Here is a 17623-nt window from a genome sequence, read left to right as displayed (position 1 = left end):
TTACACCTCAACTTTTTTGTCAAGCATCCAACTAGCTGCAAAGAATAACAAAAGAGCGAGGATGGTTTCAAACAGATAGGAGCCAGCAAAAAGACTTAAATTGGCTGTTTCTGACATGACTTCTGCACCGCTATTGTCAACGTTAAAAGAAATTCCTTCCAACATCTCGAGTTGAAATCCACCCCACATCGTCAGCTTTTGATAGACAAGTGACTGAGTAAACCAGTTATAAAAACTAGTCAATGCAACAAAAATAACAAAGGTTGAAAGAAAGCTCACAACCGTCCCAAGACGACGAGTGAATACCAAAAAGATCATCCAATAAAACAAAAAGAAAGCAGCAAAACTTAGCGCAAGTAAGACAAGATGAATACCAGCAAAAAAGACCAACTCCGTTATATTTGCCACCTGAATTTGTTCATTAATCATCGAAGACAGGTTTACAGTTACTAGCACAGTCGTACCAGTAAGGAGCAACGTAATCAGCATTGAAACAAAACCTGCAGCAACCTTCGCGAGTAAAAGCGAGTAGCCCGGCATAGGATTGTGAAGCCATAAATGAAGCTTTTTCTTTTCTGATTGCAAGCTATAAAACAAATAATAGGCTAAATAAAAGATCTGAACACCCGTTGCAGCAGCAGCAACCCCAACAACAGCCTCCCAAGCAAATCCATTCCGATTGCCGATATAAAAGGCAATACTCACTGACACGATAAACACAATAATTGGCATCAAAAACACCGGCATCCCTAAACGTAATTCCTTCTTTGTCAAACTTAACCAAGCAGACATATACAAAACCTCCAAATAAGTAATTTCAAACTAACTGTAACTCTGTATCAATTAAATAGTACACTACGACAGAGATACAGTCAATATAGAAAAAGATTTCTGTCCCCCATTACGTGAAAACAACTGTTTAAAACTGGAAAACTTACTCAATTTTCATCATTCCTCCTCATTCACCTCGCCATTGATTGACGACTTTATAACTCGCTGTTACTTTTAAGTAATAGATTACTAGTGAAGAAAGGTGGTTTTTTATGGTATCCCGAACGACGCTTGAGCCGCATGTTTTTACAGACCAACCTATGCTTCTTCTACCAGAGTACGTGATTCTTCGTCACGGACCTGTGACCGATTATGCAGTGCTCGTCAAAGACGGGCTGTTTGCTGATGTAGGTCCTGTTTCAGAATTACAGCTTCGCTATCATGACACAAAACAAATTCCCCTTCCTCGAGCTGCATTAATGCCTGGGTTTATTGATACACACCATCTCCTCACCCAAGATTTGGTAAGGCGTTAGCATTTGGAGAACCGTCTGAGATTTTCAAGCGCATTTGGGTTCCGCTTGAGGGCTCGCTTAATGAAGAACTCGTGTATCTCGCTGGTAAACTCGCAGCTCTTGAGTCACTTAGGGGCGGATTCACAACGGTTGTAGATGCTGGAACCCGTGCGGAGGGAGATTTAGATCCTTTAGTGCAAGCGGTGACAGATGCTGGCTTGCATTGTGTACTTGGGATGATTTGTAATGATCGGGGCGGGGCTCCGTCATTGGGGCCTCATGAGATTTTAAAACGTGCGGAGGTTCACCTTGCTAAATGGCCAGGGGGAGGTCTCATCCATCCTTCTCTTGCCATCTCGATTCCAGAGGCAGCATCAGATGAAATGTTATATAGTGTTGCTTCTTTATGTCATGAAGCGGGAGTCGCGGGACTAGCTTACTCAATTCATTCATCTCTTGCATTCGACAAATCTGCCTCAATCCTGCTCATAAACTCCTCTGCAGCACTGTATCCTTGCTGTCTTAAATACCAGTTGTTAGCCGCAGCTTCAATTAGTCCTGCTACGTCACGTCCAGGCTGAAGTTGAATTTCAATGGAAGGAACCTTTACTCCCATATATTCTGTAAAGGCAGCATCATGTTCCAATTCATTATTCAACGAATCTTTTTGCCATTTCATTAAGTGAATATCGAGTGAAATTCTTGTTTCATCTTGGAATACTTTTCGTCCATACATCCGTACTACATTTAATAGTCCAATACTCCGAAGAGCCAAAAACTCCTTTGTGTGTTCATCATGGGTGCCTAGAAGTGTTCGTGGACTAAGCTTCTTTAATACGACGACATCATCAGCCACAAGACGATGTCCCCGGCCAATTAACGTGTGTGCAATTTCACTTTTTCCTACTCCGGAATGCCCACGAAGTAAAATCCCTACTCCAAACACATTCACACAAACTCCATGTATTGAAATTTGTGGTGCCAAATTTTTCAGCAAGTAGGCATCCAACATAATAATAAATTCAGATGTTGTTTCGACTGTATTTGTTACTAATAAAGGGATGCCTTCTTCTTTACAATAATGCGTTAAATATGTAAGTCCTTCTTCACTAGCCGTCACGATAAAACATGGTGGGTGATAATGAACGATATTGCCAATCCTGATTCTTCGTTCCTCATGGCTTAACTTATGCAAATAGTTAATTTCTTTTCTTCCTAATATTTGAACTCGTTCCGTCGGAAAAAAATCAAAATGGCCAACGAACTCCAAACCGGGACGATGCGCATGTGATTGGGTAATGGTTTGTTGTAACTGATCCTCACCAGTCAATACTTTCAATGAAAACTTCTCTACCAAGTCTGCTACAGTTATTTTTTTCAATTTTCTACTCCCCGCCATCATTGCCTGCTTAATTTCTTTCATCCTTATTCATTATAAAATCTTCACCTTAAAAGTGCACCTTTCATAATGTGGCACAATTAGGATTATTACCATTCTAACCTGTGACAAAATTACAAAACAAAGGAAAAAGTCCTTCCAACAGAACCGCTGTCTTGATGTTAACGAACCCACTTATCAAAGGCAGATGGCGTCAGCTCGTATTCTTTGATAATCTCACTTCTGGGTTTTCCAGATGCATGCAGTTGGACGATTTGTTCTTTAAATTCTTTTGTGAAACTCCTTCTCACTCGCTTGGTCTTGTTTGATTCTCCTCAGCTTTATTTGAACCAAGTGTATATGACCTTAGCTAACTTGTCCAATCAAGTGTAACCTATCCACAATTTCAAAAGAAGAATACCAAGTTAGTGTAAATGAATTTGAAAAACAATTAAAAAATCTGTCTTCTAAATAGAACAAGCTCTTAGACTTGTTACATCAGAAGGACAGCAATAAAGAACTAGAAATTCTAGTTACTCTAATTAATGACTTCGAACATTGTACTAAACTATCTGAAGAGTACATCACTCGACTTATTAGAGATATTCATATTACTAATGAAGGTATTCCAATTATAAAGTATCGATTCCAAGCCCTCAACTTTCTTAGCAAGCTGAAATAATTAGAATATTCAAACTAATTTTTTCTAGGAATAAAAAATCATAAAATGTTAATTTATCAACGTTTTTCTACTTCCTCTGTTTTATAATTTTCAGCCTGTATCCTTCTACTTAACTTACTTTTACTTTATTTTCCTCATCAACAAGTGTAAACCCTAGACCTCCGAAAAAAGGTTCAAAAAAGGTTCTTGTCCCTTAGTGCCTATAGCATTAAGAGTCAGGAACCTAAATTTTGTTTTTCTCTTGGAAACAAGTTAGCAATGATAACACTGTTTTCCCATCAACCTTCTCACTGGTGCACTTCCCCGTAACCTTGCTTTCCTGGTATATTTACTCAGAAACTTCGGCTGCTGCCGTCCATTTTTCCCGCCATTTCACCTGTTCTTGCTCTTCTATTTGGTTTTCGAGCGTTTCATCCCAGCGTTCGAGCCACGTATTCCAGACACGCGCGTAGAAAATGTCCTGTTCTTTATTGTACATTCGAAACTCCAGACATGGAACCTGTTCGACTACCCGTTTATCAAAGCTCAATACGTTAGCCACTACCGTTTGAAAGCCGTTTTCATCCAGCCCATCTTCTCTCGCGGAAAGCACCTGCAAGATTCGGTCCGAATTAATAAGATCTTGATCATTCGCATACCGATAAAGTGTCAATTCTTCGTCTGATTCGGGCAAAGGTACGGTCATCGCCGGCCAAAATTTATCATGTCCTGGGCTGTAAAAAAGCTCTGTCCACTCTTCTTCCATTTCTTCGTCAATGATGCCTGTCTGCAGCTGCTGATGACCTTTCGTTGTTAGCTTGTAGATTTCTTTTTCGAGACGAATCAAGCCTGTTCGCTGCATTTTTTCGATTAAATCGGCAATGAACAACTCCTCTACCAATAGCATTTCGGATAAATTGGCTGCCCTTCTGATACTGGTCTGCTCAAAAGCAAGCAGCATCATTTTCATGAGGATATCCATTTTAGACCGCTTTACTCGTTTAAATGCGACATCAAATGTCTCGACTGGCAAATACCACTGAGCCGACTCTTTAATTTGGACAGCTGGATTCTCAAGCAAACTAGCGCGTAAACGTTGTGTTAATTTATCCATGCAGGCTCACCTCTTTAAGCGTTCGCAGTCCCTGTTGTTTTTTGGCGGCTTCTAATACGTGCGTATACATGTTTCTAGTGTTGGCTTGCTTCGTCCGCTCGGTAAACATCTTTGTGCTGCCGATTAAAACGAGCACCTCTCTAGCCCTTGACAAAGCGACATTCAGCCTGCGGTAGTCTTTGGCAAAGCCAATATCATCCTGTTTGTTATCGTGGTTGCGTACCATGCTTAATAGAATGACATCCATTTCCATGCCTTGAAACCGGTCCACTGTCCCGGTGCGAATCGTCAAGTGATTCAAGCGAAGCTCTTGCTGAATCAATCGGTCAATTCTTTTCACTTGTTCCCCGTAAAAACTGATGACGCCAATGCTTTTTTTCGCGTCAGCATTCATTCTTCCCGCTTGCTTTACCTGTGCAGTCGCTTCATCCAATTCTTGCAGCAACGCACCAATCTCCTTTAATTCAGCAGGGTTATACAGACTTTTTCCGCCTTTCATTCTTTCTTCGAAAAACGCGGGCTCGTTCGGCATATCCAGCCATAATAGATGATTGTTCCGCTTTATGAGCGGTGACTCTAGCAAGTGATCCCGCTGTGAATCAGAATTGGTCAAGCCGCATTGAAGCCGTTCGTTTTCCTGCTCATAAAACGGCGTTATGGCTTCCATAATGTTTTCATGCATCCGGTACTGGATCGCGAGCATCGTTTTATTGTTTTTTGGCAAGTTTTTATACAACCGTTCGAACAGCGATTCTTTTAATAGCTTTTTTAATTCCGCTTTTCCTTCAAAATTGCCACTGTTGTCTGCCATTTCCTGCAGCGTCTCTTCTAGTGTATCGTTTCCTAAAAGAGGCGGCAGCTGGTGATGGTCGCCGACTAAAATGACTTTTTTCCCTTTCAGCATCGGCAAAAGTAGCTCTGGCGGGGTTGCTTTTGATACTTCGTCAATAATCACGACATCAAAAACAGGGTAGCTCTCGATAAAATCTTTGCGTGCGGATGCCACACATGTTGTTCCAATGACGTTGGCATGCTTCACATAAAGCTTGCTGATTTCATCCAAATCGTGGTCCGTTGCCTCTTCAAGCAAAGAAAACCATTTCCCTTGAATGGACTGAAATAGCGGCAGTTTCTGCTTTTCCTGCTTTAATGACTCTCGTTTAAAAGAAAGACTCGCCAATTGCTTTAACACCTGTTCATGCTCGAGTTCCGGTTCTGTTGACAAGATTTCCTGTAAAGGTTGCTGTTCTTCTTCCTTTTGCTGGATTATGGTATGCAACTGCGGGAGGCGGGCTTCGATTTGTGCAAGGTTCTGCTCAGCTTCCTGCATCTGTTTGGCTTCTTTTGCTCGTTTATCGCGATTGATTTCAATTCGTTGCTTAACTTGCTCATGCTGCTCTTTTTGTTTCTGCAATTCATGCGCTTTTGCTTCTTTTTGATGTAGCATTTCCTTTGCGTTCGGAATTTGTTCCCCTAAGGTCATCATTTGCTTATGCTTGGTTTGAAGAGAATGAAGCTCGGTGCTTTGCTCTTCTAACGCCCGCAGCATTTTTTGATGCGACAGCTTGTTTTCACGTAGCTTTTTCTGAAGCTGTTCGATCATTTCCTGCTTTAGCAACCGAAATGATTCTTGCGCCATTTTTTTATACGCTTCAAACGGCTTTAACCGTTCCGCTTTTTGACGCACAAAGTGTCTCCTGCTATATAATCCTTCAAGATCTGTTACAAGCATCTGTGGAAAGATTTTCGTTTTTTCTTTCAGTTTGCTTCTTAATTCATCTAAAAAATGATCGATTTCTACCGCGGTATATACGGATGACCTCTTCATCGCACGCTGCTGAACCTGACCAATGGAAATGCGCTGCTGTTCTAACAGTTGTTCAACATATGAAATTGCGCCTTTTAGTTTGTCATGATATTCTTTTAATTTTTCCAGCTGGTTGATTCTTTCGCGAATGTCCTTCAGCTCATCCATTAACAGCTGAACGTTTATCGGTCGTTCCAGATTTTGCTCAAGTATGATCCACTTCAAGCCGTCTACTTGTTTGACGTCTGTTACTTTTGCGATTAAAGCATCCATCTGCTTTGATGCTTCAGCCCATTTTTCACATTCAGCAGAAGTTTGCTCGATGCTTTGTTGTTTTTCATCAATCTCGTCTTCAAGTTCCTGACATGCAATGCTGTGCTGAAGTTGCTGAATCACTTGCTCGTTAGCATCCCACTCTTTCTGAATAGCGCCACTGTCCGGCTCACTACGAAGAAAGGTTTCGTCTTTTTCAATGGCGGCATTCAACAAACGAAGAGACTGACTGGTCTCCTCCACCTCATTCTGAGCCGTTCGCAGCTCCTGATCGACCACTTGCACGTTCTGTTTTTGCTCATCGATTATAGACTGAATTTCGCTAAACCGTTTTTCCGCTTTTTGTTTTGCTGCAAACTCCTCTTTCAATCGTGCAAGCAACGGCTGCAGTTGCTCGATTTCCCGCTCGTTCGTTGCCCATTCTACTTCTAGTTCGCTTCCTCGTTTTTGGCGTGCTTCAAATTGAGTCGATACTTCTGTTAACGTATGATCTTTCCAATACTGCCCTACATTTTCTTCAATGAACTTTTTGCCTTCTTCTTCAATGCTTTCGGTGCGTCCGACTCGAAGAATGCGAATGTCTTTATGCGCAAGTAACCGTCCAAGGGCGTTGTCAACCGCCAAATTCGACTGAGAAGCGACAAGTGTACGCAGCCCTGCCTTCGCATTTTGCAAACAAATTTCTGAAATAACTGTTGTTTTTCCGGTTCCAGGGGGCCCTTGAATGACATACAAATCTTCGGCGGACATCGCACCTACCACCGCTTCTTGCTGAAATTTGTTCAATCGATTGTGAAACTGCAGCGTTGCTTGCTTTTTCGGTGCTTTGACCGGCGGCTTATTTTCAAATAAGAGGCGTTCAAGCTCTGGATTTGCAGCCAGACCGTTTTCTAAATCCTTAAAGCCTTTCCGCAGTCTTTTCACCTGGCTTAATGTCGCAAAGTTGCTGAAGACAACTTCTTTCGGATTCACATCAAGCCGCTGCTGTCGAGCGAGTTTCTCCATATAACTGTGCAATTCCACTTCAACGGTAAGAGCGGAACGATTCGCTTTTAGCACTTTCCCGATATCTTGGTCAATCCCTTTAAGTTTAACGCTCAAATCTTTGAGTAACTTCCATTCCTTCTCACCGAGCTTGCAGCCCGTGATCGTCACCCGGCTGAAATCACCACTGAACTTAAGTCCCGAGTAGCGGGACGTCATATCCGGAATGTCCGCAGAGCGCTCCTGAATTTTTAAATAGCCTTCCCAGCTCGCAATACGCTTTTTCACATACATCGAGCTTTCCTCGGCAACCGGCATTTCGTGGATCAAGCTCAGCAAATCAAACGGGACCGTACTCCCCCGCTGTACGTTTAAATCAAACTTTAGGTACACTGGGTGGCGCCAATTGGTATGCACTGGCGTATGCACGGCTCTCGTCGTTACATTCGTCGCAATGAACCGATCCTTCTCCACCACACAATGCAGAACGACCACAAACTCATTGTACTTCTCGACCATCCGCGTATTCGCCTCAATGTCAAAGAACAATGCGGCCGAAAGAACGCGATCTGCCGCCGGCGGATACTTTTCTATATAAACGTGAAACGATTTCTCCAACGAAAAAAACGAGCGCTCCTCTAGCCTGAGCTCCCGCATCTTGTCCTTCGCCTTATTCGTTAACGTTACCGGACAACGATATGTCGTACTATGTTTCTTCATCATGTTTCCACCTGCTTTAGTCAGCACCAAAAAGGTTTTGAATGGTTTTAGCCTATTGAATTATAGCATACTGTTCATAAGCTTTTAGCAGGTCCGAACTTTTTTTATGTAACTCCACAGTAGTGGTTGCAGATTTATTATGATAGAGTTGTGAATTCAATTCACAATCGACAATATCCGTGTTAAACTTACATTCGTTAAATTTTCTTAATATAATTAAGGGGCTGTTCTCTCTTTATTATAATTATAAGAGTCGGAGGGAAATAAATGAAAAATTCAATTCATAAATGGAACGAATTGAGCCTAGTAAAACGAATTCTTGTGGGTATTATTATAGGAGTTATCTTGGCTGTAACGGTTTCTGATGCCGCAAGATGGGTTACCATTTTCGGTTCTTTATTCGTAGGTGCACTGAAGGCTGTTGCACCAATATTAGTCTTATTCCTAGTTATGCATGCCATCTCTAAACATAAAAGTGGTCATCAAACGAATATGAAATCGATTATTGCTCTTTATGGTTTAAGTACATTCCTAGCTGCATTAGTGGCAGTAGTGGCAAGCTTTCTATTTCCAATCAGCTTATCACTTGTAACAAGCGCCGAAGGATTGACTCCTCCTGGTGGTCTTGTCGAAGTACTTCAAACATTGCTGTTTAACATTGTTGACAATCCAATTAATGCGCTATTAACTTCCAATTATATTGGCATATTAACTTGGGCTGTACTTCTTGGTATTGCGTTACGAAATGCGCCTAACACAACGAAAAACATGCTGGCTAATTTTTCAGATGCCATATCTCAAATAGTGAAATGGGTTATCAATTTAGCACCATTAGGAATTATGGGGCTTGTCTTTGAAGCAATTGCAACAAATGGGCTTGCCGCCTTGCTCGATTACGCAAAATTACTTATCGTTCTAGTCGGATGTATGCTTTTTATCGCTCTTGTCATGAATCCACTTGTCGTATTTATCAATATTCGAAAAAATCCATATCCACTTGTCTTTAAATGCTTAAGGGAAAGTGGTCTTACAGCATTCTTTACTCGAAGTTCTGCAGCAAACATTCCAGTAAATATGAGTTTATCTGAAAAACTAGGTTTAGATAAAGATACGTATTCCGTTTCAATCCCATTAGGTGCTACCATTAATATGGCTGGTGCCGCTGTAACTATTTCTGTCTTAACCCTTGCAGCCGTTCATACGCTTGGCATTCAAGTCGATTTTGGCACTGCGCTTATTCTTAGCGTTTTAGCCGCTGTATCCGCTTGTGGTGCTTCAGGTGTTGCCGGTGGGTCGCTTTTACTTATTCCTTTAGCATGTAGCTTATTTGGAATTCCAAATGAGATTGCTATGCAAGTCATTGGTGTAGGTTTTATCATAAGTGTTTTACAGGACTCTTGTGAAACTGCCCTTAATTCATCCTCGGACGTGCTTTATACTGCAACAGCTGAATATGCTAAAAAGCGTAGAGAAGATAGGTAAGTTATGATCAATTCCTAAAGACAACATTTTCTAAATGCTTCGTATAGGATATTAAATCTAAATGAATAAATTAAAAAGGTGCCTGTCAATGTCGAATTCGACAATTGACAGGCACTTTACATAATAACGGAGCGAAGTTAGCATGTTATCGGTTGATTCACTTAATTGCAAAAAAAATTTCCGGAAATAGTTTTTTGTTTTCTTGTAGTATTTAGTTGTTTTTGGTAGATATGATTTTATTCTAATTTATAATAATTATTTTTATAAATGCAAACGGTTTCAAAATAAGGGAGGTGTTTTTATTTTTTGGAAATTACCGCTTTTTTTTGTTAGACGGTAAACATAATGGGGGTTCTGCGTTTAATCTAAGAATAAAAATAAAGGGGTGTTCCATGTGATCGAAAATGTAATAGATTGGGGAAATACCATTCTTTGGTCCTACGTGTTAATTATTTTACTAGTTGGTTTAGGAATTTATTTTACGGTTCGTACCAAATTTGTTCAGATTACAAAACTCGGTGAAATGTTTAAGCTAATGAAAGAGAGTCCATCTACTAAAAAAGGAAAGACTCAAATCTCCTCGTTTGGAGCTTTTTGTATCAGTGCAGCGTCAAGAATAGGTACAGGTAATTTAGCTGGTGTTGCAATCGCGATAAGTTTGGGTGGTCCAGGCGCTGTATTTTGGATGTGGGTGGTTGCCCTTTTTGGGGCAGCATTAAGTTTTACTGAAAGTACATTAGCTCAAGTTTATAAAGTAAAAGATTCAAATGGATTTAAAGGTGGTCCAGCCTATTATATGGAAAAAGCAATGGGGAAAAGATGGATGGGTGTTTTATTTGCGATTTTAATCACCTTCTGTTTTGGATTGGCGTTTAATTCTGTACAGGCAAATACAATCACCGTTGCATTTGAGGAAGCTTTTGGGACGAATCGCCTCTTGGTCGGTTTCATTCTAACAGTACTGACTGCATTTGTTATCTTTGGTGGCGTTAAACGGATTGCTAGTGTGTCTCAGGTAGTTGTACCGATTATGGCAACATTTTATTTACTTATAGCTGCATATGTCGTACTCATTAACATTAGTGAAATTCCAGGCGTGATTGGTCTTATCGTATCTAGTGCTTTTGGATTGAATGAAGCGGTTGCCGGTGGAATCGGTGCAGCGATTATGAATGGAGTCAAACGAGGATTATTCTCGAACGAAGCTGGGATGGGTAGTGCACCCGTTGCAGCAGCAACCGCAAATGTTAGTCACCCTGTTAAACAAGGGCTTGTTCAAACATTAGGTGTTTTTGTTGATACACTATTCATTTGTAGTGCAACTGCGTTTATTATTTTGTTAGCTGGTAGTCCACAAGAAGGAATGGCAGGCATACAACTTACTCAGAGCGCCTTAGCTAGCCATGTTGGTCCCTGGGCAACCACTTTCGTCGCTATTGCTATTTTATTATTTTGCTTTAGTTCAATTATCGGGAATTATTATTATGGTGAATCTAACATCGGATTCATTAAAGAAAGTAAAGGGGCTCTCTTTATTTTCCGTATCGCTGTACTAGGAATGATCTTGTTTGGCTCAGTATCTAGCCTTAGCATGGTTTGGAATTTAGCCGATCTCTTTATGGCACTTATGGCCATCACAAACTTAATTGCCCTTCTGTTAATTGGCAAAATTTCTATAGCCGTATTAAATGACTATTTGGAACAGAAAAAAGCAGGCAAAGATCCTGTATTTTATGCTAGCAGAATTAAAGGACTTAAAAATGTAGAATGTTGGAACGATGAAACAGAAGAAACAAAGGAAAAAAGAAAAGACGCATAAGTAAGAACGCATTCGCCTTATGAGGAATTATTCATTCCCATAAGGCTTTTTGACGTTCTAGGGGCTACATTCTTGTCTGTGGCGGCGGGATGTCATAGTAAAGACGCAACCTTTTGATAAATGTCTAAGGTTGCGTCTTACATGTGCGTTATAGTTGATTACCCTTGCATAAATTTCGCTCCGGCTATGCCAGGGTTTGTCATCTCTTTTGGGTTAAGGATTTCGTTAAGTTCTTCTTCGGATAAAATTCCACGCTCAAGGCAGATGTCTCTTACCGACCGGCCTGATTGAATCGCTTCTTTGGCCACCCTCGATGCTACCTCGTAACCAACATGTGGATTGATCGCAGTGACAATTCCGACACTTTTTTCAACTAATTCACGACAACGCTCATGATTCGCCGTTATACCAGCAACAGCAAAATCTCGAAAAACACGAATTCCATTTTGTAAAATCGACAAGGATTGCAATAAATTAAAGACTAACACAGGCTCCATCACATTTAATTCTAGTTGACCTGCTTCAGACGCAAGGCTTATCGTATGGTCATTCCCAATCACCTGAAACGAAATTTGATTGATGACTTCACACATGACTGGATTCACTTTTCCGGGCATAATTGAAGATCCTGGTTGGCGAGACGGTAAATTGATCTCATTAATTCCTGTGCGAGGCCCTGAGCTCATCAGCCTTAAATCGTTAGCGATCTTCGATAAATTAATAGCGGCAATTTTTAACGTGCTTGATACCTCTGTATAAGCATCTGTATTTTGAGTGGCGTCAACCAAATCTTCGGCAGTTTTCAGAGGATAGCCCGTGATGTCAGCTAAATACTTAGAAACCTTCTTAATGTATTCAGGCTTAGCATTTAATCCTGTTCCTACCGCCGTTGCCCCCATATTAATTTCATATAAGTGAGTTACCGATTGTCTTATTCGACCAAGATCACGATTTAGTACACGGCGATATGCTCCAAATTCTTGGCCAAGACGGATAGGTACTGCATCCTGAAGATGCGTTCGTCCCATCTTTAAAACCTCATCAAATTCAATTTCTTTTTCCTTTAATACTTCAATTAGTTCTTCTAGTTCCATTGTTAAAAGATCTGCTAATCGAAGCGTAGAAATATGAATGGCTGTCGGGAAAGCGTCATTTGTTGATTGCGCCATATTCACATGGGTGTTCGGACTTACTCGTAAATACTCTCCCTTTTTGCCACCAAGTAACTCAATCGCCCGGTTTGCAATGACTTCGTTTGCATTCATATTAAATGAAGTTCCAGCCCCCCCTTGAATCACATCAACAATAAAATGTTCGTTCAGCTTTCCTGAGATGACTTCATCAGCTGCTACAATAATAGCATCAGCAATCGTAACATGAAGAACACCGACGTCCCTATTTGCTATTGCAGCTGCTTTTTTCACATATCCAAAGGCACGAATTAGTTCAGGGTGAGGAGGGTAGCCAGTAATAGGAAAGTTTTCCTTAGCACGCATTGTTTGAATCCCATAGTATGCATCCTTAGGTACTTGCTTTTCTCCAATTAAATCCCGTTCTGTCCTACATTCAGATTCCAACACTTTTTCTTCTTTGAGCTCGAAAGTTTTCCCCATGTCTCATTACCTTCCTTTAAACTTCAGTTTCCCAAGTTGTTGATAAGTCATAAGCTATTGATGTTTCAATTAATTGTTTGACTTGTTTTACATCTGTCGTTACACCAAGAGCCCACATAAATTTTGCTACAATCGCTTCTTTGTTCATATCACCTGATAAAACCACATCATATTGTGCTACCTTTCTCCCTACCTCATAAAGAAGCAAATCCTCCCCTTCTTCTAAACATTGGGTTGAAATAAGGACAGCAACCCCATCATCGATCAACTCTTTAACTTTAGGCAACAGATTTCTTTCTTCAAATGGCACCCCACCATTCCCGTAACTTTCAATAATAACGCCCCTGTATAACTTTTTAAAAACATCAAAAATTTCAGGCTTGGTTCCAGGGTGCAATTTCAATACAAATACATCAGAACATAGACTTGTATCTAATGTAAGTTCCTGTTTGGTAGTCTCAGGCTTCCAGTAATAAGTAATGTTTTTTTCTTTAATTGAAGCAACGTAAGGTAAGTTAATGCTTTCAAAAGCATCATAGCTTTTCGTCCGCATTTTAACTGCTCTTGTCCCCATAATGACACGTCCATCAAAGACAACAAACACACCTCCTATGTTTTCGCTTGCAAAAACGAGTGAATCCGATAGATTCTTAATAGCGTCCGTCTTTTTAAAACTGATAGGAATTTGAGAACCTGTCACAACAACCGGTTTTTGCAAACCTTGTAGCATATAGGACAATGCTGCTGATGTATAACCCAACGTATCTGTTCCATGAGTAATAACAAATCCATCATATTGGTCATAGTTTTCACTAATTGCTTCTGCCATTTGAACCCAATGTTCTGGCTGAATGTTTGTACTGTCTCTGTTCATCAATATTTGGTATGTTACATCAACAGATAAGGATGTATCTTTAAAATAGTTTAGTAGATCCTTAGCTGATAAACCTGGAACAAGTCCCTCTTCTCCTTCTATTGAGGCAATCGTTCCTCCTGTTGCAAGTAACAATAATCTCTTCATGTCTGTTCTCCTTTATTTTCAATATAATCTAACAATTTGTTTTCATAACGCGAACGATGTGTTTATTATAAACATCAAAAATGCAAAATATCAACATGTTTGTTTTCGATTCGCGAACTTTCTTTCTTGATATGTTTTATTCTCATGCTATAATGTAGAACTATAAAAATAAGGGAGTAGGGGTACAGTTGCTGAAACGATTATTAGAACTTAGAAAAAACAAAAATTGGTCTATGCAGGAAACTGCTGACCGACTTGGTATTGCAAAAAGCACTTATGCAGGTTATGAATCTGGATATCGAATGCCTCCTATACAAGCGTTAGTAGAAATTGCTGATTTGTATGAAATAACAGTGGATTATCTATTAAATCGCGAAGAGGAAAATAACCGGGAGCTTGACCTTATTAAGCTGTTGGTAGCAGAGGAGAGAGTACTCTCACTTGATAATGAGCCATTAAACAGAGAAGAGTTAAGCAATTTTATTGCATTTACCAGAGTAAAGCGCCAGTTAAATAAATCTATTAAAGAAATGTAATCGTTTCTTCTGGAACTAAAATTAGCAATCGTATCCCCGGATCAATATTATTAAAATGACAACTTAAGGGGAAATCGAAATCAAAGAGGTATGCTATAGTTAAAATAAGCAAACTTCATTGCCTTAAATCATTGACTGAGCAATCAAACTAGAACAGTTGTATGAAGTGTGATCGAAAGTTATAAATAGGAAGTGACACAATTGAACATAGATCCTTTACTAAGGAAAGAGTATTACATCATTCTTCTCATGATATTGTTTGTCCCATTGGCAGGTGAAATAAACTTTTATCCTATCAATGCTACATTTCGCGTTAGTTTGGGCCCTCCCGTCATTTTCCTATTCTTACTTTTTTTAAAGAATAGAACGATTATCCCAGGCCTCTTAACCGCTTTAGCGGTCGTCGCCTATCGTATTTTTTTAGACTGGATGATGTTATCAAACTTTAATTGGTTCGATTCTTTTGAAGCTCATTATCCAACATTTTTCTTTTACTTCACATATACATGTCTATTTTATCTAGCTAGAGTTAATCGTTACCATCATCGCCCTTTACTTATTGGCTTCTTTGGCATCGTCATTGAAATCATTTCCGACCTTTTCGAGATTTTTGTACAGTACCTTGCATTTGGAGTTACAATTAGTTCAGGGGCATGGACTGAGATGTTGATCATTTCACTCTCTCACAGCTTTATGGTCTTAGGTGTCTTCAGCATGATGAAATTATATGAGACCCAATTAAAAGAGCAGGAGATAAAAAAACAAAATGAACATATGGTAATGCTCATCTCAAATTTATATGAAGAGTCTATTCACTTAAAAAAAACCCTTCAAAACTCTGAAACGATTACAAGGAAAGCATTTAATCTTTACAGAGAATTAAACCAAGATTCCCCTATTGATAGTATAAAACTTAAAAAAACACGTCAACAATTATTAGAGATCTCTGGTGAAGTTCATGAAATGAAAAAAGATAATCAACGCATCTTTGCTGGATTATCAAAACTTATCTATAACGAAGGTTTTGTTGATTATGTCAATATCGATGAACTTATTAAAATTATTGTACGTGCAAATGAAAACTATGCTAGGTTACTTGAAAAAGACATTCGTCTTACTTATACAATTCAAGACGTTCGCCAGCAATTTCATGTTTTTACCGTGTTATCGATTCTCAACAACATTGTTGCTAACGCTGTCGAGGCCATTCATTATGAAGGTGCGATTAACATCGATGTACGTGCCAAGCAACATACCATTGAATTTCTAATAGAAGATAACGGACCTGGTATTTTAGAAAAGCACAAAGAATTAATTTTCAAGCCTGGGTTCACTTCTAAATTTGATGCTGTAGGTAATCCCTCGACGGGTATTGGACTAGCCTTTATAAAAGATATGGTGACCAAACTGAACGGTCAAGTTACTTTCGAAAGTAACTTGAAGCATAAAAGAACCGTATTTACCATCCGTTTGCCCATTGAAAATTTAATTAAAAAGGAAGATTCTTGATGAATTTTTATATTATAGATGATGATGTAACCGTTCGTTCCATGCTGGCTCAATTTATTGAAGACGAAGCTCTCGGCCAAGTCGTTGGTGAATCTGAAGATGGTTCCTTATTAGACGGAGAAACCTTGAATATACAGAAGGTTGATATCTTATTAATTGACTTATTAATGCCTAAACTTGATGGGCTTGAAACCATTCAAGCAATCAAACCTACGTATAAAGGCAAAATCATTATGATATCTCAAGTTGAGGATAAAGAATTAATTAGTGAAGCGTACTTACTTGGTATTGAACATTATATTATTAAGCCCATTAATAAAATCGAAGTGTTAGCGGTTATTCGCAAAGTAATGGAACATGTCCGCTTAGAAAAATCAATCCATGACATTCAACAGTCGTTAAACTCTGTTTTTCAATTGAATTCTAAATCGGAACAGAGCCGACCTGAATTCAAAGATTATTCCATTAAGCATTATGGTCAATTTCTATTGTCTGAGTTAGGTATTTCAGGAGAAGCGGGTAGTAAAGATTTGCTAGACATATTGGCATTTTTATTTAATTATGAAAAAAGAAATACGTTTGAACAGGGATTTCCATCACTAAATGTGATTTATGAAGAGTTAGCTTATCAAAAGCTTGGGTTATCAATAGATGCAGCCGAGGTGAACAAGGAGATAAAAGCTTCTAAACAACGCGTGAGAAGAACGATTTATCATTCATTAGATCATTTAGCTTCCTTAGGGCTGACTGACTTTTCAAATATCCTATTCGAGAAACATGCATCCCACTTTTTTGACTTTTCAATCGTCCGAAAGAAAATGTTGGAAATAAAAAGTGAATCAAGCTCTTCAGTATCAGTATCCACGACTCGAATTAACACAAAAAAATTCATTCACACTTTGTATTTTGAATCAAAACGAATGATGTCAGAGTAAGCTGGTGCCTGGCACCTGTCGAATTCGTCAAATGACAGGCACCACAACTAACCCGATACATTAGGAAGCACCGATAATTTTTCAGCAAACCGTTTTTCGTTAAATGGCACTCTCGTAAAGAACTAATTCCCTAGTCGAAATTTTTTCTTTATCCCTATTGATATTTTGATTATATGTTGATAATCTAGAGTAGCGTTATTTGGAGAGGGAATATTTACTAAGTCGGGTCTTTCCAAGCAGATAATTTTCACCACTTACTTTAGGGAAGTTAAGGCAGAGGGGCTCTAGGTCAAATGCCAATCGGCAACTTTAGTTGCCTTATTGATTGAGTTAAAAGCTCAAATTTTATAAGTTGGTTACTTTACAACCAGTGCACTTGCACATCAACTTGTGAAACGGTCAATAAGAGTGCTAAAAAGTGATTATTTGCTATATAGACTCTGATCCTATTAAGATATTTTGAATATTAAAGAGCTTTCTATCAT

General features: G+C 39.3%; 12 protein-coding genes and 2 pseudogenes. 7 read left to right on the top strand and 7 right to left on the bottom strand.

The genetic code is table 11. The features are described 5' to 3' along the window. Nucleotides 1-792 (bottom strand): hypothetical protein, encoded by a 792-nt coding sequence (locus SAZ04_RS09590; protein ID WP_332694481.1) that lies wholly within the window; start codon nt 790-792, stop codon nt 1-3. Between the two features lie 251 nt (nt 793-1043). Here SAZ04_RS09590 and SAZ04_RS09585 point away from each other — a divergent pair, with 251 nt between their 5' ends. After that, nucleotides 1044-1307, top strand: a complete 264-nt coding sequence (locus SAZ04_RS09585; RefSeq protein ID WP_332694479.1) for an amidohydrolase family protein — start codon at nt 1044-1046, stop codon at nt 1305-1307. 20 nt (nt 1308-1327) lie between these two features. Beyond that, a pseudogene (locus SAZ04_RS23410) lies at nt 1328-1699 on the top strand (amidohydrolase family protein); the annotation flags it as partial. A gap of 32 nt (nt 1700-1731) precedes the next feature. Here SAZ04_RS23410 and hprK read toward each other — a convergent pair. The 4 genes and pseudogenes from hprK to SAZ04_RS09565 all read right to left on the bottom strand — a co-directional run bounded on the left by hprK (nt 1732) and on the right by SAZ04_RS09565 (nt 8226). Next, complete coding sequence (gene hprK, locus SAZ04_RS09580; RefSeq protein ID WP_332694477.1) at nt 1732-2667, bottom strand: HPr(Ser) kinase/phosphatase; 936 nt, start codon at nt 2665-2667, stop codon at nt 1732-1734. A gap of 182 nt (nt 2668-2849) precedes the next feature. Further along, nucleotides 2850-2975, bottom strand: a pseudogene (locus SAZ04_RS09575) (transposase); the annotation flags it as partial. 699 nt (nt 2976-3674) lie between these two features. After that, the gene (locus tag SAZ04_RS09570; RefSeq protein WP_332694475.1) at nt 3675-4439 is read right to left on the bottom strand and encodes a hypothetical protein; all 765 of its coding nucleotides are present in this window, start codon (nt 4437-4439) and stop codon (nt 3675-3677) included. Continuing rightward, nucleotides 4432-8226 carry an AAA domain-containing protein gene (locus SAZ04_RS09565; protein ID WP_332694473.1) on the bottom strand — a complete coding sequence of 1265 codons (3795 nt, stop codon included), beginning with the start codon at nt 8224-8226 and terminating at the stop codon, nt 4432-4434. Before SAZ04_RS09565 ends, SAZ04_RS09570 begins: the two co-directional genes overlap by 8 nt. Nucleotides 8227-8490: 264 nt before the next feature. Here SAZ04_RS09565 and sstT point away from each other — a divergent pair, with 264 nt between their 5' ends. Both sstT and SAZ04_RS09555 read left to right on the top strand, forming a co-directional pair. Beyond that, on the top strand, nt 8491-9705 hold the full coding sequence (gene sstT, locus SAZ04_RS09560; RefSeq protein WP_332694471.1) for a serine/threonine transporter SstT: 1215 nt from the start codon (nt 8491-8493) through the stop codon (nt 9703-9705). Nucleotides 9706-10099: 394 nt separating this feature from the next. Then, complete coding sequence (locus tag SAZ04_RS09555) at nt 10100-11524, top strand: alanine/glycine:cation symporter family protein (RefSeq protein WP_332694469.1); 1425 nt, start codon at nt 10100-10102, stop codon at nt 11522-11524. A gap of 158 nt (nt 11525-11682) precedes the next feature. Here the strand turns inward: SAZ04_RS09555 and aspA are convergent, their stop codons facing one another. Then, complete coding sequence (aspA, locus tag SAZ04_RS09550) at nt 11683-13137, bottom strand: aspartate ammonia-lyase (protein ID WP_431308983.1); 1455 nt, start codon at nt 13135-13137, stop codon at nt 11683-11685. A 16-nt stretch (nt 13138-13153) separates the two neighbouring features. After that, a complete protein-coding gene (locus SAZ04_RS09545) occupies nt 13154-14158 on the bottom strand; it encodes an asparaginase (protein ID WP_332694467.1) in 1005 nt (334 codons plus the stop codon). 188 nt (nt 14159-14346) lie between these two features. Between SAZ04_RS09545 and SAZ04_RS09540 the strand changes: the two genes are divergently transcribed. From SAZ04_RS09540 to SAZ04_RS09530, 3 genes are all read left to right on the top strand, one after another. Continuing rightward, nucleotides 14347-14694, top strand: coding sequence for a helix-turn-helix domain-containing protein (locus SAZ04_RS09540; protein WP_332694465.1), 348 nt, complete (start codon nt 14347-14349; stop codon nt 14692-14694). A 249-nt stretch (nt 14695-14943) separates the two neighbouring features. Then, a complete protein-coding gene (locus SAZ04_RS09535; protein ID WP_431308987.1) occupies nt 14944-16203 on the top strand; it encodes a sensor histidine kinase in 1260 nt (419 codons plus the stop codon). Next, nucleotides 16203-17138 carry a response regulator gene (locus SAZ04_RS09530; RefSeq protein ID WP_332694461.1) on the top strand — a complete coding sequence of 312 codons (936 nt, stop codon included), beginning with the start codon at nt 16203-16205 and terminating at the stop codon, nt 17136-17138. Before SAZ04_RS09535 ends, SAZ04_RS09530 begins: the two co-directional genes overlap by 1 nt. Nucleotides 17139-17623 lie beyond the last annotated feature (485 nt).

Source organism: Halalkalibacter lacteus, assembly GCF_036663595.1.
Lineage (GTDB): Bacteria > Bacillota > Bacilli > Bacillales > Bacillaceae_D > Halalkalibacter > Halalkalibacter lacteus.
Note: the sequence above shows the minus strand (reverse complement) of the source record. Positions and strands in the feature narration are given on the sequence as shown.

Excerpts from the sequence above, each read along its gene's own strand:
- SAZ04_RS09585 (WP_332694479.1), top strand. The coding sequence starts at position 1,044 with ATGGTATCCCGAACGACGCTTGAGCCGCATGTTTTTACAGACCAACCT.
- aspA (WP_431308983.1), bottom strand. The coding sequence starts at position 13,137 with ATGGGGAAAACTTTCGAGCTCAAAGAAGAAAAAGTGTTGGAATCTGAA.
- SAZ04_RS09565 (WP_332694473.1), bottom strand. The coding sequence starts at position 8,226 with ATGATGAAGAAACATAGTACGACATATCGTTGTCCGGTAACGTTAACG.
- SAZ04_RS09530 (WP_332694461.1), top strand. The coding sequence starts at position 16,203 with ATGAATTTTTATATTATAGATGATGATGTAACCGTTCGTTCCATGCTG.
- SAZ04_RS09570 (WP_332694475.1), bottom strand. The coding sequence starts at position 4,439 with ATGGATAAATTAACACAACGTTTACGCGCTAGTTTGCTTGAGAATCCA.
- SAZ04_RS09535 (WP_431308987.1), top strand. The coding sequence starts at position 14,944 with ATGATATTGTTTGTCCCATTGGCAGGTGAAATAAACTTTTATCCTATC.
- SAZ04_RS09545 (WP_332694467.1), bottom strand. The coding sequence starts at position 14,158 with ATGAAGAGATTATTGTTACTTGCAACAGGAGGAACGATTGCCTCAATA.
- sstT (WP_332694471.1), top strand. The coding sequence starts at position 8,491 with ATGAAAAATTCAATTCATAAATGGAACGAATTGAGCCTAGTAAAACGA.
- SAZ04_RS09590 (WP_332694481.1), bottom strand. The coding sequence starts at position 792 with ATGTCTGCTTGGTTAAGTTTGACAAAGAAGGAATTACGTTTAGGGATG.